Source organism: Sulfurospirillum tamanense (assembly GCF_016937535.1).
Taxonomy (GTDB): domain Bacteria; phylum Campylobacterota; class Campylobacteria; order Campylobacterales; family Campylobacteraceae; genus Sulfurospirillum_B; species Sulfurospirillum_B tamanense.
The window spans coordinates 1-21,514 of sequence record NZ_JAFHKK010000019.1 but is presented as its reverse complement, the minus strand read 5'-3'; the positions used below and the strand labels follow the sequence as shown (position 1 = coordinate 21,514).

The following is a 21,514-nucleotide window of genomic DNA, read 5'->3' as shown; positions in this document are numbered from 1 at the left end:
AGTGACAGTACTCTATCTAATCTGCGTAAATTTTACGTAACCACTTCACAATGGCTTCACAATCGGCTGTTAGACTACTGCTATCAAATCTAAAGGAGGAAGCGATGAAGCTCTTCAAGCCCGCGTTAGCGATGTTGTTAGTGAGCTCTTTGGCGGTTGTGAACGCCAATGCCATTGGAAAACGCGAACAAGGAGCCCTTATGGGTGCTGGGATTTTACTGCTTTTGCCAACACTTAGTCAAAATATGGGGAACTTGTTTGGCGCGCAAAATACTCAGCCCGTCGTGGTGCATCACGAGCCTGTGGTGCGCAAAGAGATTGTGTATGTGGAGCGCGCGCCGCAAAAACGCCGTTATGCTAACGACCGTTACAATGACCGCCGCTATGATCGCCACTACGACCGTTATGAGCCCTACACGCGCAAAACGATTATCATTGAACGCTAAGGAGAAAAAAATGAAACGATGGATAATGACACTAGGACTTTTGGCAAGCGCTTCTTTAATGGCGGCCGATGGCGCGGCGTTGTATCAAAAATGCCTCTCTTGCCACGGGGCAAATGCAGAAAAGAAAGCCTTGGGAAAAAGTGAAGTGATTGCAAATTGGAGTGTTGAGAAAAACGTAGCCGCCTTGAAAGGCTACAAAGACGGCACGTACGGTGGCCCCATGAAAGCCCTTATGAAAGGCCAAGTAGCTAACTATTCAGATCAAGAAATCCAAGCAGTGTCTGAATACATAACAGGGCTAAAAAACTAACACGGGGTTTCCCGTGTTAGTACCTACAGGCGCGCACGGGTTTCATCCAAGCGGTTAAATTCCGCATCTTCAATCCAGCGCTCTGGATAAGTGATATAGTCAATGAGGTTTTCAAGCAAGGCCGCGTGTTGTTTTTCTTCTTCAGCAATGCGCAAAAATGCCGCTTTTTCTTCCGCGTTTTCTAAAAGCGCTGCTTTTTCAACATACAAAGCGTAACTTTTTTCTTCCAAGGCTAATGCATGTGAATAAAAATCGGTTTGTTCTTTTGTGAAAGAAGCCGTGGGATTAGTCACTTTCATTTTTTGAAAAATAGTTTTTGCCCCTTTGAAAATATCTACTGTAGGCTGCGTTGGCAAGGACGCCCCTTTTAGCATGGCTTCAAAAGTCGCATAATGCTTCACTTCTTCATCAGCAAGCATCGTCAAAACTTGCTTAAGGCCAGCATCGTCTGTTTTTTGGGCCAAATCTCGGTAGTACTTCTCTCCCTCTTCTTCAACCTTCATGGCGTATTCGTAAACATTCATCGTGGTCCCCCTTTAGCATGATATTGTTGATTGTATAAAAAAACCATGACAAGCACCTGATAAACCACCTAGGTGTCCGATAAATTCTAAAAAATGAGTGATATATACGCAACTCAAAACATTTTAACCTCTTTTTAGGGAGGGTTGACTACCATAGGGCATTCTAGTGTAAGGAGTGCATATGCGTAAAATGATAATAGCACTGACGCTCTTGCTAGCGGCTGGTAGTGCATTGGCTGATGATGTGGCCTTTGATCGCATTTTTCAAACCAAACTCAAAGAGGCGCGGGCTCAAGCAACACTTCTTCTAGTGGATGCGCTGTTTCAAAAAATACAACGTAAAGAGTCCTTTGTATTGTTAGATATACGTGATAAAGAAGAGGTGGAGCACACAGGTGCACCTGTGTGGGAAAAGTATTTACATGTAAGCCGCGGGAGATTGGAATTGTCCCTTGTGGGACTTGGTCTTGATGTGGAAGAAGAGGTGGTGGTGATGTGTCGCAATAGTATCCGTTCTTTTTTGGCGGCACAAACGCTCAGGGAGTACGGCTTTAAACGTGTGTTGGTGCTCGATAAAGGGATGGACGGTTGGGTTGGAAGAGGGTATCCAACCCACAAGCCCTTTTAGGCGCCTTTGGCCCGTTTTCGCCACGCGTGCAAGATAAACTCAGTATAACCGTTGGGCTGGGTAGCGCCCTCGTACACCAAGGCTTTGGCCGCGTGCATGGCAAAGGCGTTGGACCGAAGCAATGAGCGGTACTTGGGGTCATCCGCGTTTTGTGCGTCCACGACGACTGCCATTTTCTCAAAGGCTTCTTCGGTTTGGGGTTTGGAAATAAGCCCATGATGGAGCCAGTTGGCAAGAAGTTGGGAGCTGATGCGCAAGGTGGCGCGGTCTTCCATGAGGGCTTCGTTGTTGCGGTCAAGGACTTTGGAACACCCGATACCCTGATCCACCCACCGCACCACGTAACCTAGGATGCTTTGAACGGCATTTTCTAACTCATGTTGTTTAACCTCCTCGCTTAAAGGACTCTCCAGCAGGGGCGGTGTAAGCAAGGCTTCTAAAAAGTCTCCACCGTGTTTGTGGGTTTTTTGCACGTGCGATACATCTACGGCGTGGTAATGGAGCGCGTGTAAACAAGCCGCCACAGGGGAAGGCACCCACGCGGTGGAGGCCCCGCTTTGGACATGGGCAATCTTCTCCTCCACCATACGTCGCATTTTTTCAGTCAACGTCCACATGCCTTTGCCAATTTGCGCCCGTCCTCCAAAGCCGCTAGCAAGGCCTATGGCGACATTTTGCGCTTCATAGGCACCTAGCCAAGAGGCTTTTTTTAGCCCTTCTTTGGAAAGCACAGGGCCGCGTTTCATGCAGGTGTGGATTTCATCGCCTGTGCGGTCAAGGAAGCCTGTGTTGATGAAAAAGACCCGTTCTTTGGCTGCGTTGATGCAGTGGGCTAGGTTGACGCTGGTGCGCCGTTCTTCGTCCATGATGCCTAGTTTGACCGTATGAAGAGGGAGGTTAAATGCCTTTTCAACTGCTTCAAAGAAATCACACACCAAGGCAATCTCTTTGGGCCCATGACACTTTGGCTTGACGATATAGATGCTCCCTTGGGTGCTGTTGCGGTTTTGTGTTCGGTCGTGTAAGGCACACGCTACGCACAAATACCCATCTAGCATCCCCTCAAAAATAGGCTTTCCTTCAAACAACACCGCGTCTGTTTCCATGTGTAACCCTACATTACGCACCAACAAAAGTGCGCGTCCCTTGAGAAAAGTCGATGTGCCCTCAGGTGTTGTGAGGGGAAAATCAGGCGCCAATGTGCGCGTAATGTGTTTGCCCTTGGCTTCAAAAGAGGCCGATAAATCCCCGCGCATGAGCCCCAAATAATTGCGGTAGAGGTGGGTTTTGTCTTGGGCATCCACTGCAGCCACAGAATCTTCAAAATCTACAATGGCACTGAGTGCAGCTTCAAGTAGCACATCACAAATTCCCGCAGCGTTGGTTTTGCCAATGGGGTGTGTGGGGTCTAGGCGAAGCATGACATGCAAACCATGGTGGCACAAATACACAGCACTTGGGGTTTCTTGACTACCTTGGTAGCCTGCAAACCCAGCGTTGTTTTGCAAACAAGTATGTTTCCCTTCAGCCAAAGCAAGATGAAGCGTACCCTCGCGGATAAAAATCCCACTTACTTGGCTAAATGTTCCTTTTTCAAGGGGAAAATGAGTGTCCAAAAACCCAAAGACTTCCTCAAAAACAGCTTCACCACGTAAGGGATTATAGGTCTTTTGCGGTGCCAAATCGCCCGTGCTTGATACCATATCTGTGCCATAAAGAGCATCGAGCAAACTGCTCCATCTGGCATTAGCGGCGTTAAGAATATAGCGCGCGTTATCTCCTGGGACGACAAGTTGAGGGCCGTACAAAACAGAAACCTCGGGGTCAAGGTGTTGGGTTTGGATAGAAAAGGGAGCAGGGGGCGGGAGTAAATAACCAAGGTCTTGCAAAAACGCTTTTTGGGTTTTTGGGTTGGGATTAGAAAGGTGCCATTGGTCGATTTGTGTTTGCAAAGTGTCGCGTTCTTTTAGAGCTAGGGCGTTGGCGTCCGTAAAACGGTGCAAAAGCACTTCAAAATTTCCCCAAAAACAGGCACTAGTAATGCCAAGTTTTGGCAGAAGTTCGTGTTCGGCAAAGGCGTAAAGAAGAGGATCGATGGTTAACTTTCCAACAGTATGCATGAAAACTCCTTGGGCAATAAATACCAAAAGCCTAGCACAGTTTCATGACAAGAAGTTGATATTTTGTAAAAAATCGACGTTTTGTCTAATTTTTTGTCAAAACGATTACATTTTTACCGTTGTGGCCCTTTACATGTAAGCCCGTTTTTGCTCCCATCACTTCAAAAGTGTAGGGCGTGTAAAAGGTGATATGGGTAGGGTCTTTGGGGTACCACCACGCGGCAAAACGTTCAGGGTCATCGTAGTGAAAATGGGTCATCAAGGCAAGGTGGCCCTTGGGGGCAAGTAAACTGGCAAGGTGGGCTAACACAGCATTAGGGTTAGCGAGATGTTCAAACACTTCTGTGGAGGTGATGAGGTCGTATTGGTGGGAAGTATAGGCAGTATCTGGAAAAAAATAGGGGTCAAAATAGCGGACGGTGTTAGCGGATGTTTGGAGCAAGTGGGCTAGCACAGGGCTGGGCCCACAGCCAAAATCCAACACGTGCTCGTCGTAAGGGTCAAAGCCGTCCACAAAGGTTAAAAACTGCTCAAACATGCGCACATAGCCTTCGTTTTCAAGGCGATTTTCATGAAAGGCATAGTGGGTTTTTTCAGCTTCAAAGGAGAGGTGATGGCTTGGGTGAAGAAAAATGGCTTTACATGTAAGGCAGCGAAAATAGTCTCCGTAAAATGCTTTTGTATTTGCCCCGCAGCACTTACAAGTCAATGGAAATCCCCACAGGGCAGTGGTCGGACCCTGTGATGTGGTCGAGGATAAAGGCATCTTCAAGGGCGTCTTTTAAATCTTCAGAAACAAAAAAATAATCAATCCGCCACCCGATGTTTTTCATCCGCGCGCCAAAACGGTACGACCACCACGAGTAGACCTCTTTCACTTCCCCATGCACGTGCCGAAAGGTGTCGATGTAGCCAAGGCCAAGTAGCGCGTCAATCCACGCCCGTTCAATGGGCAAAAAGCCAGACGTGCCCGCATTTGCTTTTGGGTTGGTAAGGTCGATTTCGCGGTGGGCTGTGTTCACATCGCCACAGATGATGATGCTTTTTCCTTGTGCGCGTAAGGCTTCGCAGTAGGCGAGAAAATCTTTATAAAATTTTAGCTTGTGGGCGAGGCGTTCTTCGCTTTGTTGGCCGTTGGGGAAGTAGACATTAAACAGCGCCACATCGTCAAAATGGTGCTCTAAAATGCGCCCTTCGTGGGTGTGGTCGATGTGCAAGGCGGTATCGGTTTTGGTAAAGGCGCGGTTGCTGAGCGTCATGGTGCCCGAGTACCCTTTTTTGAGCGCGGGGTTAATGTGGGTTTCTAAAAAAGCGGTGGAGAACAGCGGCGGTATTTGCTCTTTTTCCGCCTTAATTTCTTGAAAACAGAGGATATCTGGCTCCAAAGCCTCTACATGTAAAAGGGCATCTTTTTTTGCAATAGCGCGGATTCCGTTGACATTCCATGAAAAAAGTTTCATTTTGCTTTACCTATTAAGTCATTTTATACGTTTTGGGTGCTATTATACCATCATCATGAAACAGCTTATTTTCGTCCTCAGCCTTGCCTTTTTTTCGTTATGGTTGGTATTTCGCCACTACGATACCTACCAAGAAAATGAAATACGCCTAGGCATGTCTGCGGCCCTCTCGGGCGACCTTGGTGGGCTTGGCCAAAGCTTTTACCAAGGGGCAGACGCTTATTTTAAAGACCTTAATGCCAAAGGTGGCGTGCATGGACGAACCATTAGACTCATTGCTAAAGATGACCAGTATGAACCAAAAATTACCCTTGAAAACGTAGAAGATTTAATCAAAAATGAGCACGTATTTGCCTTGTTTGGAGTGGTGGGAACGCCTACTGTTGAGTCAATTTTGCCTTTAGTACACGCTTATGAGACCCCGCTTATTGCCCCTGTTACTGGGGCTTCATTTTTGCGCAACCCGTATGACCCTTTGATTTTAAATGTACGCAAAGGGTACCATCAGGAAATTAAAGCATTGCTCTCTCATTTGATTGATGAAAAGGGTTTTGGGCGCATCGCCGTGTTTTACCAAAACGACAGCTTTGGACATGGGGGATTGCATTCGGTGAAAGAGTTGCTCAAAGAGCGCGGAATGCGCTTGGTGGGAGAGGGGAGTTACAAACGCAACACACTGGCCGTGGGCCATGCCATCTATGAGCTTGAAGCCACTCACCCTGATGCGGTGATTATGATTGGCGCAGCGCGACCGGTGGTTGAATTCATTCGGCGTTCTGTGACCACATCATTGAGCCGCGCTACCAAGGCAATCGTCTCTTTTGCTTCGGCTCAGACGATTATGATTGATTTGCAGTGCGTGGCCTCTAATTTGATTTTTTCTCAAGTCGTACCCTTGCCATGGAATGAAGGGGAAGCATTGGAGCGTTACCGTCAAAGCATGGAGCGCCACTACTCTAAAGCGTCTGTTGGATTTGCCTCTTTGGAAGGGTATCTTGCGGCACAAGAAACAGCACAGCTGTTTGCCTCTCTTGGTCCACGTTTTAGCAAAAAAGCCTTTATAAAAGCCATGGCAACACAGGTGTCAAAACAGCGTAATTTAAAGAAGGAAGAAAGCCATTGCGGATGTTTAGAAAAAGTCTACATTACCCAATACCGCAACGAAGCTTTTGAGGTGGTGAGTAATGAGTAAATGGTATATGAGCGTATTATCCTCTTTTCAAGCCATGAGTGTACCGCGCAAAACAACCCTTTTGTTTATGATTTTGGTGAGTGGGATGTTGCTTGTAGGGAGTTTTGCTCACTTAGGGCTTAGTCGCATGAAGTACGAATTTGACATTTTATACAGCAAATACACCTTGCCCATGATTCAGCTTGAAAACCTTAAAGACGTCTACACGGTCAACATCCTTGACACCTTGCGCGAGATTGAAGCCAATGAAGTTGGTGTGCGGGACGGTAAGCGGGTAATAGAACTGGCCCAAGAGTTGGTGCACCGCAGTTGGCGGGAATACAAGGGAAGTTTAGAGGCGGACGAGGGCGATTGGATGGTACGTGTGTTTCGTAATTTGGGGTTAACCTCTGATGAGGGTAGAGAAGCCATCCCTTTAGCGCTTAAGCAAGATTTAGTGTTTCGCACAGAAGAGCGCATCGCGCGCGTTAACGGAATCTTGGAGGCTATGTTTGAGCACTTTGAAAAGTATGAAACACAAAAAGCTTTTATGCTGTTACGTGAATCCCTTTATCCTGCGATTCATTCGGTCAACATCCACCTTACCCAACTCATCGATTTTTCCCTAGAAGCGGCCAATGGGGGTAAGCGACGTACTGAACAAGTTTACACCACCACTTTTGAATGGATTATTGCAGGAGTTGTGCTCGCGATTATTGTAGCAGCTTTGTTTGCCGCGGTTATCTTGCAACACATACGTGCCTTGTATGCCAATTTGGAAAAAACTGTCGAAGAAAAAACAAAAGAATTGGTGAAGCTAAACGAGGGTCTTGAAAAACGCATCGCCGAAGAAATTGAGCAAAGCCGCCAAAAAGATGAGATTATGTACCGTCAGTCACGCCTTGCGGCCATGGGTGAAATGATAGGCAACATTGCCCACCAATGGCGCCAGCCTCTTAATGCCTTGGCCTTGCTTGTCCAAAGTTTTCAAACCAAGCAGATGCATGGGAAGTTGGATGAAGCTTTTGTGGATGCACAAGTGGCCCAGGGGGTCATGCTTGCCAACAGCATGTCAAAAACGATTGATGATTTTCGCAACTATTTTCACACCGGCAGAGAAAAAGGGGTTTTTAACCTTTGTGAAAACATCAACCATACTGTCGCAATGATGCGTGATTTTTATGCTAAAGATGCCATTGAAATTTCCCTTACATGTAAAGGTGCCTGCCAAGCATTTGGATACGCTAATGAATTTTCGCAAGTTATCATGAACCTCTTTTCTAACGCCAAAGACGCTCTTGAAAAAAGAGAAGGCAAGCGGTGGATTGTGGTGGAGATTACCCAGGAAGAGGCGTACAGTTGCGTTGGAATTATCGACAATGGCGGAGGAATTCCCCTTGAAGTGTTAGAGCGCATGTTTGATCCTTATTTTACCACCAAGCACCAAGCTAGTGGCACGGGAATTGGATTGTACATGTCTAAACAAATCATTGAAAACCAGATGCAAGGCACCATTCGTGCCTCAAATACAACCTATTTTTTTAAGGGAAAAGAGTATCCATCGTGCGCAAAGATAGAGATAAAAATTCCAACAGGTGAAATACCAATAAAAGGACAATAATGGATTTAGATAGCCTAAAAGAGTGCGTGGTGCTATACGTGGAAGACGAAGCTAGCGCACGGGAGCAAACGTGCTTGATTTTGGCAGATTTTGTCAAAGAGGTCGTGGTTGCAAAGGACGGCAAAGAGGGTCTTGAAAAAGCCTTAGAGCGCGAGTTTGATGTGATTATTACTGACATTATGATGCCCCAGCTTGATGGTATTGCGATGGTGCGTGCTTTGCGTGAAGAGCACCACCAAACAACACCCGTGATTATCACCACTGCCTTTACAGAAACCGCGTATTTGATAGAGGCCATTCGGTTGAGAGTGGAAGGATTTATCACAAAACCTCTGAATATCAAAGAGCTCATCAACGCTCTTTATTCGGCTGTTTTGCCTAAAATTCAAGATAAAAAGCTTCAAGGGTGTGCTCACGTAGTAGAAGCACTTTCAGCACTCATTGGTGGAAAAAAAATAGCCATTTTACGCTACATGATTGACCGTCGGGATCAAAACAACGTCTTTCACGGCGCGTACCATGAGATTATGGAAGAAGTGGGGGTGAGTAAGCCTACGGTGGTAAATATGTTTAAACAAATGATAGCAGCAGGAATTTTGGAAAAAGTGAAAAACAAAGTGTACCGTTTTAAGCAAAGTGAACTTATAGGAAAGGAAGAGGCATGAAAGTAATGAAAATAGCCTTTTTGATAGTGGCATTGGCATTGGGCGCGTGGGCGCGCACGGCGGTACTTCACACAAGCCAAGGAGACATTGTGGTCGAATTGTTTCCGCAGATTGCACCCAAAGCGGTAGAGAATTTTGTGGGTTTGGCGCAAAAGAACTATTATGACAATACTGTATTTCACCGTGTGATTAAAGGGTTTATGATTCAAGGTGGCGACCCAACCGCATCAGGTCGTGGTGGTGTTTCCCTATGGGGAGAGCCTTTTGAAGATGAGTTTCGTCCTAATGTTGTCTTTGATCGTCCGGGTATTTTAGCCATGGCAAATGCGGGCCCTAACAGCAATGGAAGCCAGTTTTTCATCACCACCGTTCCCACCCCATGGCTCAACGGCCGCCACACGCTTTTTGGGGAAGTGGTTGAGGGGATGGATGTGGTGCGCAAAATCGAACGTACTGCCGTAGGTCAAAGGGACCGCCCTGTTGAAAACCAAACAATTCTTAGTATTACAATTAAATAGACTTCTCCTAAAGAAGTTTTGCAAGAAGTCTATTACATAAAACGTGCTACAATCACCCCAAAATGCGCAGGAGTTTACGTGAAAAAAATTGAAGCCATTATTAAACCTTTTAAACTAGAAGAGGTTAAAGATGCTCTAACACAGTTGGAAGTTACGGGCATGACTGTTAGTGAAGTTAAGGGCTATGGCAGACAACAAGGGCACTCTGAATTGTACCGTGGTGCAGAGTACGTGGTCGATTTTTTACCTAAAGTAAAAATCGAAGTCGTGGTTAAAGACACAGACGTTCAAGCGGCGGTCGATGCCATAACGGAAGCAGCACGCACAGGAAAGATTGGTGATGGAAAAATCTTTGTCAGTGCTGTTGAGCGTGTTGTGCGCATTCGCACAAGTGAAGAGGGCGAAGAGGCTGTCTAGTAACAGTGATGCTTAAATGGCTAATTCTTGGGTTGGTGGTATACCTTGGCGCGTTAGCCTATGTATACCTGACCCAAGAGCGTCAGATTTTTAACGCTTCGTCCATTCAAACCCCTCTTGATTTTCCCTGTTACCCTTGCGAAACACTGCGCCTTGAAGTTGCCTCTGATGTTGTGTTGGAGGGGTTGCATCGCCCTTTTAAAGAGGCGCCTGTGTTGCTCTACTTTGGCGGCAATGCAGACGACGCGACACGCATTTTGCTCCATCTAAACCCAGCCCTTGCTGTAGAGGTGGTGGCTTTTAACTACCGAGGGTATGGAAAATCTGGTGGCCAACCCTCTCAGGAAGCCCTTTTTGCCGATGCTTTAAAGATTTACGACACCTTTGCTAAGGGGCGTAATGTGATAGTCATGGGCCGCAGTTTGGGTACAGGAGTGGCGACCTACCTCGCAGCCAACCGTGCGGTGCAAAAGCTTGTATTGATTACCCCTTATGATTCTATTCGCGCTTTGGCAAAAGCCTCTTATCCTTATTTTCCCATTGATTGGTTGATTAAACACCCCTTTGAATCTACGCACTATATGTCCTATGTTACTGCACCTGTTTTTGTTGTAGAAGTGGAAAAAGACACTGTAACGCCCCACAAACACACCTTGGCGCTCATTGAAAAAATCTCCCATCTTGCTTTACATGTAACCCTTGATCAAACCACCCACGGCGAAGTGCTTCATGCCTTTGAAAAGGAAAGTATTATGAAAAAAGTTCTCACCTTTTAAAGGATTACAATGAATGCTAATGTCTTGGTGCTGGAAGATGACGTGCTTTTGGGCGAAACATTGCAGGATTTTTTAGAGTGTTGTGGGTACCAAGCGCATGTGTTTGACACAGGAGCAAAAGCCTTAGAGGCGAGCTACCGCACACGTTTTGATGTGTACCTTTTGGACATCAATTTGTCTGATATGAGTGGCCTTGAGTGCTTGCGTTTGTTGCGTGAAGGCGGCGATACGACGCCTGCCATGTTCATCACTTCTGCCAAAGACACACCCACATTGCTCAAAGGGTACGCCGTGGGAGCGGATGATTATGTCAAAAAACCTTTTGAGTTAGAGGAGTTACAGTGTCGCATTGACGCTTTGCTCCTGCGCAGCGGCTTTTCGCGCAATCCACTTTTTATTAATGAAACCTTTTGCCTTGATATGCGTCATAAACGGTTGTTAAAAGAGAGAAAAGAGGTGGATTTGAATCCAAAAGATATAGAGCTTTTGACTCTTTTGGTTCAACACCGTGGCAAAGTGGTAACCAAAGAGATGATCATAGAGCACTTATGGAGCGCGTCCAAAGAGCCAAGCGAAGGGGCTTTGCGGGTGTATGTTAATAACCTCAAAAAAATTTTTGGCAAAGAAGCCATTACAAACGTGCGGGGGCTTGGGTATCGCTTTGAAGCGTAGTATTTGGCGGGAGACAGGTGTGCTTTTTGGTGCCTTAGCAATAGTGACAAGCATAGGGTTTGGTGTAGCTTGGGCATGGGGGTTTTGGGCTGGATGGGGCGTGGCATTGGGGCTGGGAGCACTGATGAGCCCTTTTGTGACGTCTTACCTTCTCTCTCCTTTGTTTCAAACGAACCATCTTTTAGAGCGTCTTGTGCGCGAAACCTTGCACGAGCTCAATGCGCCACTAGCAACCATCAAGACCAATGTGCACCTGTTGGAAAAAACTACCCAAGAGCCAAAATCCCTCACGCGCCTTGGACGGATTACCCAAGCATGTACCAACCTTTATGCGCTGTATGAACAAATGGAGTATTATATTAAGCGTGAGATTCGCTTGGTGAAAGAAGAGATGTTTGATGCTAAAGAGGCAGTTGAAGCCTGTTTGGGTCGCTGTAGCGGAATGCAACAAGGAGTCAATGTGCATGTGGAGCTCACTTCAACATACGTGCACACAGACAGAATAGGGTTTGAACAAAGTGTTTCTAATTTGCTGAGCAATGCTTACAAGTACAACCACCCTAAGGGCTGGGTTGAGGTGTGCCTTGAAAAAGGTGTATTGTCTGTAAAAGACGGCGGTATCGGCATGGATGAAGAGACGCGGTTTCGTGTTTTTGACCGTTACTATCAGGCGCATCCACATAAAACGGGCTATGGCTTGGGCCTGAGTATGGTGAAGGCTTACTGTGACGGACATGGAATTTTTATTACGCTTATTTCAAAAAAACACACGGGCACACAGGTGTGTTTGCACCTTGAGCCCATTCTCGTTAAAAATGGAAAAGATGCGTTATAATCTCTAACCGTTATTCATTTTCTAACATGCGTACACCAAGGAATACCCATGCAAATCTCCCATCCTCTTCAGCGTCCTGAAGTGAAGTCTTTTTTTGAATCCCAAAAAGAAAGTTTTTTAGAACACTGTTTTGATGTTTTAGCGCATGAGCGAACTCCTGAAATAACAGAGGGGCTTTTGGGTTTCTATGAAGCAATTTACCTTCCCGTCGTTCCTTCAGGAGAAAAATTACTTGGTTCGCTTGGTGTGGTGGAGGCTTCGTTGGTTTTAGCACGCGGATGGCTGTATCTGATAAACCAAGCAAAATACGAACCTTGGGTGATAGAGCTCATCCAAACCCTTTCTTCGTCACGTTTTCATGTTGATGCCAATGAGACTTCTGTGGCACCTTTACATGTAAAGAGTTTTTCTTTTGGAGAAGAGGCGGGATTTTTTATCCATAATAATATTCTTGATGTGTTTACGGGCATTTATAATAAAAATGCCACCATTACTTTTTTGAATTTGTACGAAGGAGTACCCATTGCCTCGGAGGCAACGGTAGTGGAAGTGGGCGAGGATGAAGTGGTGTTTAGAATGGATCCACTTCAAGAATTGGCCATGAAAAATGACAACAAAGCGTACATCTTACAAAATGAATTTTTTAACAAACCAGTAAAAGCGGACGTTGTTGTTTGTAATATCCCTAAGCATGAAGTTACTCTTAAAAACTTTATGTATTTGCTAAACATGCCTGCAGCCATGCGTGATTCTGCGCGGGTTCATCCCAGGAAAGCAACACCTGCTGTGCTTGTGGATTTGGAAAAAAGAGTTGGGGTTGAGGGCATTATGTTTGACATTTCAACGGGAGGATTGGGCGTGCTTAGCAAAACAAATGAAGGGATAGTTGCTGGGGCACATGTGCGGGTTTTTTTGGATTTGAAAGAAGATGAAAATGTCTCCGTGGAAACAGAGGCAGAAGTGCTTGATGTTATCGAATACGAAGATGCGTACCGTTTTTGCATGCGCTTTTTGCCAAAAGATGCCTTGATGCATGAAGCTGTTGTGAAGTATGTGCGCGAACGTGAAAATGAAGCTATTGGAAAACTCAAAAAGCAATTAAAAGAGTACATGTAAGGAAAAAATCCTTACATGTAAAGAAGAGGCTACATGCCCCCTTGTTGTTTCATCTTTTTTTCAATGCGGTGTCCGATATACGAAAGAATTGCCGTAATTCCAAAATACATTCCCGCAATCACTAGCCATGTTTCAAAAGGTGAGAAGGTATTGGCGACAATCTCGCGCCCCACCTTAGTAAGGTCGGTAATGGAAATCACCGAGACCAAAGATGAGTCTTTGACTAGAGCAATCATTTCACCCACCAAAGTAGGAAGGGCACGCTTTAGGGCTTGAGGCATGATGATAAAGGCCATGGTTTGCCCGTAATTCATCCCCAAAGATTTGGCTGCTTCGTATTGGCCTTTGTCAATAGACTGAATGGCACCACGCAAAACTTCGGCAATGTACGCCCCAAAGAAAATCCCAAGGCTCAGCGCACCCGCCACAAAACGGTCAAGTTCGAAAATGGTTGCGATTATAAAGTAAAATATAAAAATCTGCACCAACAGTGGCGTGCCTCGAATCACCGTAATGTACACAGCAGCAATGTCGTTTAGGAATTGGTAGCTAGACATACGCATAAATGCCACAAACATACCGATAAACAGTGCTAGCAATGCTGAAATGACTGAGACTTTCAGGGTGACCCAAAGCCCAAGCAGAAGGGGTCCAGGTTCCCATTGGGTGGTGGAGGCAATGACATCGTACTCAAAAAGGGAAGCCCCATCAAAGACTTTAATGTCGTACCCATCTGGGATGACAATGGTCTGTTCACCATCGGACCCTTCAAGGGTGATTTTATTTTCCTTTACACTCACAACACCGTCAAAAGGTGCGTCAATAATCACGGTTTTTTCATGGGCAAAGTATTTAGGAATGCTATTCCACTTCCAAATGTAGTTCATATTGGAAGCGGAAATAAAAAAAGCATACCCAATCACCACAAAAAACAAAACGGCCACAACGTGGCCGAATGTTTTGTTTTTGAGCAAAGATTGATGCTGTTTAGCCATGGACTACAGTACTCGTTTTAACCAAGCGTCGTCGTTAAACCAACGGTCATAAATACGATCGTAGCGTCCGTCGCCCTTCATTTGAGTCAGGAAGTTGTCAAGCCAATTTAAAAAATCAGGATCACCCTTGCGCACTGCCCATCCAAGAGGTTCAAATGTTAAATCTTCGTCTAGGTGAATTAAGCGGTCTTTACCTTTTTCAGCCATAAAGATAGCGTTGTAGGGCTTGTCATACACAAACGCATCGGCGTTGCCGTTGAGAAGCTCTTGCGCAGCATCGGCTTCGGTTTCAAAGGTGCGGATGTTGGCACGCTTAAACATTCTGCGGGTTGCAATTTCGCCAGTAACACCAAGTTTGGTAACAATGGTGTGTTCTGGAGTGTCAAGGTCGCGCCATGTTTTACCCGCATGTTTTTTTGCCACAAGTAGGGTTTGGCCTACGCTAATGTAAGGTTTGGCAAAGTTAATTTTTAAATTGCGCTCTTGGGTGACGGTCATACCAGACATGATAATGTCGTATTTGCCTGCCAAAAGTCCTGCAATGATGCCATCCCATGCCGTTGGCACAAGAGTAAGCTTAACACCCATGGATTTAGCCATTTCGTTGGCCATATCGACGTCAAAACCAATGATATTCCCTTGTTTGTCTTTCATTTCAAAGGGCATATAGCCAGGCTCCAAGCCTACAATTAACTCGCCACGCTGAACAATTTGATTGAGAGTGGATTTTTTCCACAGCTCGATGTCGTCTGCCAAGCCATTGATGCCAATAAGCATCGCTAGGGCAACCAGTAATTTACGCATACAAACTCCTTATTAAAGTATTGGTAACAACAATTAGTGGACTAACACTTCTTGAATAAATTTCTTCGCACGGTCGGTTTTAGGGGAAGCAAAAAAGCTCTCCGGGTCGTTTTCTTCTAAAATCACCCCCTCATCCATAAACACCACGCGGTTACACACCTCTTTAGCAAAGCCCATTTCATGGGTCACGCATACGATGGTGTAGTTTTCTTTAGCCAATTCGCGCATCACGTCTAGTACCCCGCCAATCATTTCTGGATCCAAAGCAGAGGTAGGCTCATCAAAGAGTAAGATTTTGGGTTTCATGGCTAGCGTACGTGCGATGGCTACGCGCTGTTTTTGACCACCGGAGAGTTCGTTAGGGTAGCCATCTGCCTTGTGGGCGAGGCCAACGCGCTCTAGGAGTTTCATAGAGGTAGCCTTAGCTTCTTTTTTAGAGGTTTTTTTCACCTTCATTTGCGCGATGGAGATGTTTTCAATGATGGTTAAATGGGGAAACAAATTAAAATGTTGAAATACCATTCCCGCTTCTGCGCGGATTTGGTTGATGTTGCTTTTTTTGTCATAAATATCGTGCCCGTCTAGGGTAATTTCACCGCTGTCAATTTCTTCAAGGCGGTTGATGCAACGAATCAGCGTAGATTTTCCACTGCCACTTGGGCCGCAAACAACGACGATTTCACCTTGGTTAACATGAAAATCAATGTCTTTGAGGGCGTGAAAATCTCCGAAAAATTTTTGAACGTTTTTCATCTGAATGATGGGGTCACTCATGGCTACCTTTCCATAAAAAGTAGTTAATTCTAGCGAAAGTTTCTAAAATTTAGCCCTGCATACCGCCTATTTTTTCAACACGGCAGGGTGTGGTGCTGGTTTTGAAACAGATGAAAAAGGTAAAAAGCGTGTTGCGCCTTTTGTCACATGAATATTGGAAGTGCGCATTATAATACGCCATTTATTTTACTTCAAATTGGAGATTCTCGTGGCACAAGATATTCATTACACGAAAACAGTGGTTGCTGATCCAACGCCGTTGGGACTTTTTGGCTTGGCGATGGTCACATTGGTGGCCTCCTCTCAAAAATTAGGGCTCACAGAAGGGCTCTCATTGGTATTGCCATGGGCTATTTTTTTGGGTGCGTTTGTACAGCTGATTGCCTGTATTTTTGATTTTAAACACAACAACGTGTTTGGGGCGACGGCCTTTGGCGCCTACGCCTTTTTTTGGTTTGGGGTGGCGTTGTCGTGGTTGATAAAAATGGGAGCCTTTGGCGAGGTGTTGGCTTCCCAAGCGGACATCAAACAGCTAGGTTTTGCCTTTGTGGGATACCTTGTCTTTACCCTTTTTATGACCCTAGGTGCGGTGGAAACCAACAAGGTTTTGTTGGGGATTTTCATCCTCATTGACCTGCTTTTTTTGGGGCTCATCGGCGATGTTTTTGGTCTTTTTACAGGGGCGCATGCGCTTGCGGCGTGGGCGGAACTTGGCATTGCGCTGCTCTCTTTTTACGGCTCAGGCGCCATAGTGCTCAACCGCCATTTTGGAAAAGAGTTTTTACCCCTTGGCAAACCTCTGGGAATTTTTAAAACCCATTAACCCCTAAAACACTCTTTACATGTAAGGGTGTTGGCAATAGTGGCTGACATCCTCTACATGTAAAGCAGATAAAAGACAAAACACCGCGCGTTGCGTGCGTAAAAATAATCCTTTTTTTGAGTTTGTGCGCTACAATGTCGCTTTTAAAACACCCAGGAGTGGCGCGTGGAGAAGCTAAGAGAATTTGGTGCGGACTTTTCGTTGTTGTTGGTGGCCATTGCGTGGGGGTTGACTTTTGTGCCGGTGCAACAAGCGGTGGAAGAGACTCCGGTGTATGTGTTTTTGTTTTGGCGTTTTTTGTGCGCCACACTCTTGATGGCACTGCTGGCTGCAAAAAACCTACGTGTCCTTGATCGGGCTAGTGTGGTGGGCGGGATGGTGCTTGGGACGTTTTTATTTCTTGCTTTTGCCTTTCAAACCTTTGCTTTAACCTACACCTACTCTTCTACGGTTGCGTTTATCACGGGGTTGAATGTGGTAATTGTCCCTTTTTTGGTTTACGTACTTTTTAAAAAACGTACCACTGTTTATTCTGTATTTGGTGCGTTAGTTGCTGCGGTGGGGCTGTATCTGCTCTCGGCCCAAGGGGAGATTGGGTTGGGTATTGGCGAAGTGTACGCGCTTGTTTGTGCGGTGCTGTTTGCTCTTCAGATCTCCTGCACGGCGTATTATGTGAAGCATTGCAACATTTATGTGCTTGTGGTGGTGCAGTTTGCTGTTGTGACTTTTTTGTCGTTCGTGGGCGCCCTTGTCTTTGACGGACAACTGTTGCCTGCGGCTTTTGAGGGGATTTTCCTTGAAGCCATTATTATCACGGCCGTGTTTGCGACAGTATTCGCCTTTTTTGTCCAAACCGCTATGCAACGCTTTACCACGCCCGCAAAAACGGCCATCATCTTTACCATGGAGCCTGTGAGCGCGGGCATTGCGGGCTATTTGTGGGTCAATGAAGTGCTTAATGCCGCCCAACTTACTGGCGCGGCGTTGATTTTGGTGGGGATTTTAACAGCGGAACTTGGCACGTATCTGCGCACCAAGCGCGAAACTAAAAAGGCTATGTTTTAAAACGTTTTGCCCCAAGAGTAAGGAAAAAGGAGAGCGACGCCACAAGGATGATAGACGCGCCAGAGGTGAGGTCGTAAGCCACAGAAAGCCACAATCCCCCTAGGGTAAAAAAGGTCGCCATAAGGGCAGAAAGCACCATCATCACGCCTAGTTTTGAAGAAAACCCCTCGGCGATGTACGGGGGGATGGTCAGCAGGGCAATTACAAGCACCAAGCCCACTACGCGGATGGTTGCCACTACACACAAAGCCACTAACACCACTAACACATAATACAAAAGCTTCACCGGAACGCCCCGAAGTTGGGCAAATTCGGGGTCAAAACTCATGGCTTGAAGTTCTTTGTAAAAGGCGCTCACTACGCTAGCGACCAATAACGTGATACCACCCATGGCCCACACGTCGCTTTGTGGGACGCTTAAAATGCTCCCAAACAAATAACTCATCAAGTCCACATTGTACCCTTGGGTGAGGTCGATAAAAACAATCCCAACGGCCATCCCAAAGGCCCATAACGCTCCAATAACCGCGTCAATACGCTCTTTGTTTTTAAAGGTAATCGCCGCAATAATGAGTGCCAAAATAAAAGCAAATGCCCCCGCGCCAAGCAAGGGCGAAAGCCCCATAAAAAAGGCAATCCCAATACCTCCGTATGCACCATGGGCAATGCCCCCCGCGATAAACACCATGCGGTTGACCACCACTAGCGTGCCGATTACCCCACATAAAATACTCACAAACACCCCTGCTAGGAGGGCGTGTTGCATGAAGGTGAAAGAAAGCATCTCAAGCATGGGGTGCCTTGTGGTCAGGATGGGTGCATGTGTGCGCGCTGATAAGCTCCACGGGGCACAGGTGGCCTTGGGCATTGTGCAGGGTGGATAAAATGGCCTCTTTGGTGGCTTGCGAGGGTGCATCGTGCATGTAGAGTTGGCGGTTGATGTGGGCGATTTTAGTGGCATAGCCCAATACGACGTTGATGTCATGACTCACCACGATGACACCCATGGTGTTGTTGATGGTTTGCAAGAGTTCAAAAATATGCCGTTGGCCTTCGGTGTCCACGCTCGCTGTGGGTTCATCTAGGAGCAAGAGTTTTGCTTGGGCACACAAGGCGCGGGCGATAAAAACCCGTTGGCGTTGGCCGCCTGAGAGTTCACCGATTTTGGCGTTGCTAAAGGCACTCATCCCCACACGCGCTAGCGCATCAGCGGCTTTGTCTTTGTCGGCTTTGGAGAAAAACCCAAAACTGCGTGGTTTCAAGCATCCCATGAGGACCACTTCAAAGGCGGTGATGGGAAAGTGCAAGTTAGTGTTAGTGTTTTGGGGAACATAGGCAAGGTCACTTGTGGCGTCTTTGGGGGATTTGCCAAAGACTTGCAAGGTGCCACTTTGGGGTTCAATGAGTCCTAAAATGAGTTTAAGCAAAGTGCTCTTACCCCCGCCATTGGGGCCGATGATGGCTAGGAGGTCTTTACATGTATAGGTGAGTGAAACATGTTCTAAGACAGATTGTGTGCCATAAGCAAAGGAAAGGTCGGTTACATGTAAAGCATTCATGGATGGAAGTATACCAAAATGCAACTGGGTTGCAAAGTTGAACTTAGTGTTATCAAAACTAGAAGGAGGCAAGGAGCATTAAAATGCCTAGTCCCAAAAGCAACACAATCGCGGCCCATTCAAGAATTACAGAAAGGCCCTTCCATCTGGACGAGGTGTTGATGGATTGGCCCAACAGCGCCGCGGTAAAAATCACCGTACTCATACCCAGTGCCATGCTTAACGCCCCAAGAATCCCTGCGGTGTAACTCCCTAAGGTAAAGGTGAGGATGAAAATCACCACGGTTCCAGGACAAGGCACCATCCCCGCGGCTAGGACAATGCCCCAGCCAGATTTGGGGCGGCACGCCTGACAGCCACATGCGTGTTCGTGATCGCGCTTGACAAGCCGGGTGGCGAGCATCCAAAAGGCAATCAAGATGATAAAGGTTGCACTCAGGCGGGTGGTATAAAGGGTGACGTCGCTTAAGAGTTTGCTCACAAAGGTCTGAATCCCGTAAAAACTCACTAACACTAACAAAAACGCCCCCAACACATGCACCACGCCAATGCGTAAGCTTAGCCACAAGGCTTCCCGCCAGCGTCCCCCTTGGGCGACATAATAGCTTCCCACCAAGGTTTTGCCATGGCCTGGTCCAGCCGCATGAAAAAACCCGTATAAAAATGCGACTAACACCAAAGGGAAAAGCGTGCTAAGGCTTGGGCTTTGGGTTGCGTCTTTGAGCAAGGCTTTGAGTTGGTCGGTATAAGCAAGGAGTTTGGTTTCTAAAAACGTCAGATAGGACGAGCGTTCAGGGGTAACCTTTTCAGGAGATGGGGCGTAGGCATAGTGGGTGGGTGAGGTGTCAAATTTATAATAGCCTACAAAGTTATTAATATTTACTGAAACCCACAGGCTTGGGGTTATTTTATAGGGGCTTTGGGGGGCTATGCGAAAATCAAAAAACCCGCCCGCATCGTGAAATTCGCCTTTGATGACAAGGCCAGGATGCAAAGGAACAGAAGCGGGAACGCTATAGGCGTAAAAGAGTTTTTTGGCTTGAATGGTTAAGTTGTCATGCTTTACATGTAAAGGAATGCGCGTGTTGTGTTCGGTGCCGGTATAGTGAGAGAGTTCGGTCACGTAATTTTTACCTACGAGGTAGTCTAAAAGCACTCCTTTGACGGTTTCAAGCTCTGGCGGGTCGAAGGTTTCGTTGCCATTGGCGTCGTAATTTTGCAGGGTTTGTTGAGTAAACTCTTCGGAAAATTCCCACGTAATGCTAATTTCATTGATGGTGTTGTCACTTACGGAAAAAGCCATTGATACGTGGGTAGTGGGGGTATAAAGCGAGCATAAAGCGCACCCAAAAGCAAAAGAAACGCTGATTAAAAATAGACCCAAAAATCGCATTAAGATGTTTTGAGAGGCTCGTGAAGAGGCGGGCTGAAATAGTACCCTTGGGAATAATCAATGCCAAGTTTGACCACTTCGTTAAACGTGGCTTCGTCTTTGACAAATTCAGCGATGGTTTTAAGTCCAATGGATTTTGCAAAGCTTACAATGGCTTGGACAATCAAGCGGCTGTTGTTGTCTGTGGCAAGGTTTTCGATCATCGAGCCATCAATTTTGATGTAGTCTGCCTTTAAGCGGAGCAAGTAGGCAAAGTTAGAATACCCTGTGCCAAAATCATCGATGGCAATCTGACACCCAAGTGCCTTGGCGTCATCGATAAACGCAGTGACTTCTTCAAAGTTTTCAATACCCTCAGACTCTACAATCTCAAGCACCAACCGTTTGCCAACATTGTAGCGCTTGATGGTATCAAACAAGAAATTACGGGTGGAGGTGTCTAAAATATCGTCAATGGAAAGGTTAATAGAAAAATCTTCAAGGCGGTGACTAAAGGTTTCAAAGGTTTTTTCTACAACGGCGCGGGTGAGGGCTTTGTATTGTTTGGTTTGTTTGGCAATGTCTAAAAAGTAAAAAGGAGAATAGACCTTTCCCTCGTGCTCTACAAGGCGTACCAGGGCTTCGAATTTTTCCCATTGGAGGGTTTTGTTGTTTACAACAGGTTGATAATAAGGAACAATGCGGCCATGCCTCAATGCGTCATGCAGTTTTGCTCCCCAAGCAATGTTGGATTCGTACTCTTTTTGGCGCGAGTAGTCAATACTGTAAATAGCAATGTCTTCTCGCTGTGTTTTGGCTTCTTTCATGGCAATATTGGCCGTT

Annotated in this window: 25 protein-coding genes; 14 read left to right on the top strand and 11 right to left on the bottom strand. The window is 46.3% G+C overall.

What is annotated here, in order from left to right:
• The first annotated feature begins 104 nt into the window (after nucleotides 1-104).
• Complete coding sequence (locus tag JWV37_RS08905) at nucleotides 105-446, top strand: hypothetical protein (protein ID WP_205459449.1); 342 nt, start codon at nucleotides 105-107, stop codon at nucleotides 444-446.
• Between the two features lie 10 nt (nucleotides 447-456).
• A complete protein-coding gene (locus tag JWV37_RS08900; RefSeq protein ID WP_205459448.1) occupies nucleotides 457-756 on the top strand; it encodes a c-type cytochrome in 300 nt (99 codons plus the stop codon).
• Nucleotides 757-779: 23 nt separating this feature from the next.
• Here the strand turns inward: JWV37_RS08900 and JWV37_RS08895 are convergent, their stop codons facing one another.
• Nucleotides 780-1,280, bottom strand: coding sequence for a ferritin family protein (locus tag JWV37_RS08895; protein WP_205459447.1), 501 nt, complete (start codon nucleotides 1,278-1,280; stop codon nucleotides 780-782).
• A 181-nt stretch (nucleotides 1,281-1,461) separates the two neighbouring features.
• Between JWV37_RS08895 and JWV37_RS08890 the strand changes: the two genes are divergently transcribed.
• Nucleotides 1,462-1,908 (top strand): rhodanese-like domain-containing protein, encoded by a 447-nt coding sequence (locus JWV37_RS08890; RefSeq protein ID WP_205459446.1) that lies wholly within the window; start codon nucleotides 1,462-1,464, stop codon nucleotides 1,906-1,908.
• On the opposite strand, the gene JWV37_RS08885 is transcribed toward JWV37_RS08890, so the two are convergent.
• The 3 genes from JWV37_RS08885 to JWV37_RS08875 form a co-directional block, all read right to left on the bottom strand.
• Nucleotides 1,905-4,028, bottom strand: a complete 2,124-nt coding sequence (locus JWV37_RS08885; RefSeq protein ID WP_205459445.1) for a malate synthase G — start codon at nucleotides 4,026-4,028, stop codon at nucleotides 1,905-1,907. The genes JWV37_RS08890 and JWV37_RS08885 overlap by 4 nt on opposite strands.
• 85 nt (nucleotides 4,029-4,113) lie before the next feature.
• On the bottom strand, nucleotides 4,114-4,737 hold the full coding sequence (locus tag JWV37_RS08880) for a class I SAM-dependent methyltransferase (protein WP_205459444.1): 624 nt from the start codon (nucleotides 4,735-4,737) through the stop codon (nucleotides 4,114-4,116).
• Complete coding sequence (locus JWV37_RS08875; RefSeq protein ID WP_205459443.1) at nucleotides 4,727-5,488, bottom strand: exodeoxyribonuclease III; 762 nt, start codon at nucleotides 5,486-5,488, stop codon at nucleotides 4,727-4,729. The genes JWV37_RS08880 and JWV37_RS08875 overlap by 11 nt, the downstream gene beginning before the upstream one ends.
• A gap of 55 nt (nucleotides 5,489-5,543) precedes the next feature.
• On the opposite strand from JWV37_RS08875, the gene JWV37_RS08870 reads away from it, so the two are divergent.
• From JWV37_RS08870 to JWV37_RS08830, 9 genes are all read left to right on the top strand, one after another.
• A complete protein-coding gene (locus tag JWV37_RS08870) occupies nucleotides 5,544-6,680 on the top strand; it encodes an ABC transporter substrate-binding protein (RefSeq protein WP_205459442.1) in 1,137 nt (378 codons plus the stop codon).
• Complete coding sequence (locus tag JWV37_RS08865) at nucleotides 6,673-8,280, top strand: sensor histidine kinase (RefSeq protein ID WP_205459441.1); 1,608 nt, start codon at nucleotides 6,673-6,675, stop codon at nucleotides 8,278-8,280. The genes JWV37_RS08870 and JWV37_RS08865 overlap by 8 nt, the downstream gene beginning before the upstream one ends.
• Nucleotides 8,280-8,945: a response regulator gene (locus JWV37_RS08860; protein WP_205459440.1), complete on the top strand. Its 666-nt coding sequence runs from the start codon at nucleotides 8,280-8,282 to the stop codon at nucleotides 8,943-8,945. Before JWV37_RS08865 ends, JWV37_RS08860 begins: the two co-directional genes overlap by 1 nt.
• Entirely contained in the window at nucleotides 8,942-9,463 is a 522-nt protein-coding gene (locus tag JWV37_RS08855) for a peptidylprolyl isomerase (RefSeq protein WP_205459439.1), read from the top strand. The genes JWV37_RS08860 and JWV37_RS08855 overlap by 4 nt, the downstream gene beginning before the upstream one ends.
• Before the next feature lie 78 nt (nucleotides 9,464-9,541).
• Nucleotides 9,542-9,880, top strand: coding sequence for a P-II family nitrogen regulator (locus JWV37_RS08850; protein ID WP_205459438.1), 339 nt, complete (start codon nucleotides 9,542-9,544; stop codon nucleotides 9,878-9,880).
• Between the two features lie 8 nt (nucleotides 9,881-9,888).
• Nucleotides 9,889-10,656: an alpha/beta hydrolase gene (locus tag JWV37_RS08845; RefSeq protein WP_205459437.1), complete on the top strand. Its 768-nt coding sequence runs from the start codon at nucleotides 9,889-9,891 to the stop codon at nucleotides 10,654-10,656.
• A 9-nt stretch (nucleotides 10,657-10,665) separates the two neighbouring features.
• On the top strand, nucleotides 10,666-11,328 hold the full coding sequence (locus JWV37_RS08840; RefSeq protein WP_205459436.1) for a response regulator transcription factor: 663 nt from the start codon (nucleotides 10,666-10,668) through the stop codon (nucleotides 11,326-11,328).
• Nucleotides 11,306-12,163: a sensor histidine kinase gene (locus JWV37_RS08835; RefSeq protein ID WP_205459435.1), complete on the top strand. Its 858-nt coding sequence runs from the start codon at nucleotides 11,306-11,308 to the stop codon at nucleotides 12,161-12,163. The genes JWV37_RS08840 and JWV37_RS08835 overlap by 23 nt, the downstream gene beginning before the upstream one ends.
• Before the next feature lie 48 nt (nucleotides 12,164-12,211).
• Nucleotides 12,212-13,279 (top strand): PilZ domain-containing protein, encoded by a 1,068-nt coding sequence (locus tag JWV37_RS08830; RefSeq protein ID WP_205459434.1) that lies wholly within the window; start codon nucleotides 12,212-12,214, stop codon nucleotides 13,277-13,279.
• Between the two features lie 29 nt (nucleotides 13,280-13,308).
• Here the strand turns inward: JWV37_RS08830 and JWV37_RS08825 are convergent, their stop codons facing one another.
• From JWV37_RS08825 to JWV37_RS08815, 3 genes are read right to left on the bottom strand one after another with little or no spacing between them, the layout of a single operon-like run.
• On the bottom strand, nucleotides 13,309-14,274 hold the full coding sequence (locus tag JWV37_RS08825) for an amino acid ABC transporter permease (protein ID WP_205459433.1): 966 nt from the start codon (nucleotides 14,272-14,274) through the stop codon (nucleotides 13,309-13,311).
• Nucleotides 14,275-14,277: 3 nt separating this feature from the next.
• Nucleotides 14,278-15,078, bottom strand: coding sequence for a transporter substrate-binding domain-containing protein (locus JWV37_RS08820; protein ID WP_205459432.1), 801 nt, complete (start codon nucleotides 15,076-15,078; stop codon nucleotides 14,278-14,280).
• Nucleotides 15,079-15,111: 33 nt separating this feature from the next.
• Nucleotides 15,112-15,840: an amino acid ABC transporter ATP-binding protein gene (locus JWV37_RS08815; protein ID WP_205459480.1), complete on the bottom strand. Its 729-nt coding sequence runs from the start codon at nucleotides 15,838-15,840 to the stop codon at nucleotides 15,112-15,114.
• A 220-nt stretch (nucleotides 15,841-16,060) separates the two neighbouring features.
• Between JWV37_RS08815 and JWV37_RS08810 the strand changes: the two genes are divergently transcribed.
• Together JWV37_RS08810 and JWV37_RS08805 are read left to right on the top strand one after the other, a co-directional pair.
• On the top strand, nucleotides 16,061-16,675 hold the full coding sequence (locus tag JWV37_RS08810) for an acetate uptake transporter (protein WP_205459431.1): 615 nt from the start codon (nucleotides 16,061-16,063) through the stop codon (nucleotides 16,673-16,675).
• A 165-nt stretch (nucleotides 16,676-16,840) separates the two neighbouring features.
• On the top strand, nucleotides 16,841-17,740 hold the full coding sequence (locus tag JWV37_RS08805; protein ID WP_205459430.1) for a DMT family transporter: 900 nt from the start codon (nucleotides 16,841-16,843) through the stop codon (nucleotides 17,738-17,740).
• Here the strand turns inward: JWV37_RS08805 and JWV37_RS08800 are convergent.
• The 4 genes from JWV37_RS08800 to JWV37_RS08785 all read right to left on the bottom strand — a co-directional run.
• Nucleotides 17,730-18,533 (bottom strand): metal ABC transporter permease, encoded by an 804-nt coding sequence (locus tag JWV37_RS08800; protein ID WP_205459429.1) that lies wholly within the window; start codon nucleotides 18,531-18,533, stop codon nucleotides 17,730-17,732. The two genes, JWV37_RS08805 and JWV37_RS08800, sit on opposite strands and share 11 nt — an antisense overlap.
• Complete coding sequence (locus tag JWV37_RS08795; protein ID WP_205459428.1) at nucleotides 18,526-19,299, bottom strand: metal ABC transporter ATP-binding protein; 774 nt, start codon at nucleotides 19,297-19,299, stop codon at nucleotides 18,526-18,528. Before JWV37_RS08795 ends, JWV37_RS08800 begins: the two co-directional genes overlap by 8 nt.
• A 58-nt stretch (nucleotides 19,300-19,357) precedes the next feature.
• Nucleotides 19,358-20,602: a nickel/cobalt transporter gene (locus JWV37_RS08790; protein ID WP_205459427.1), complete on the bottom strand. Its 1,245-nt coding sequence runs from the start codon at nucleotides 20,600-20,602 to the stop codon at nucleotides 19,358-19,360.
• An 89-nt stretch (nucleotides 20,603-20,691) separates the two neighbouring features.
• Nucleotides 20,692-21,514: EAL domain-containing protein (locus tag JWV37_RS08785; protein WP_205459426.1), on the bottom strand; the 823-nt coding region annotated here is incomplete at its 5' end.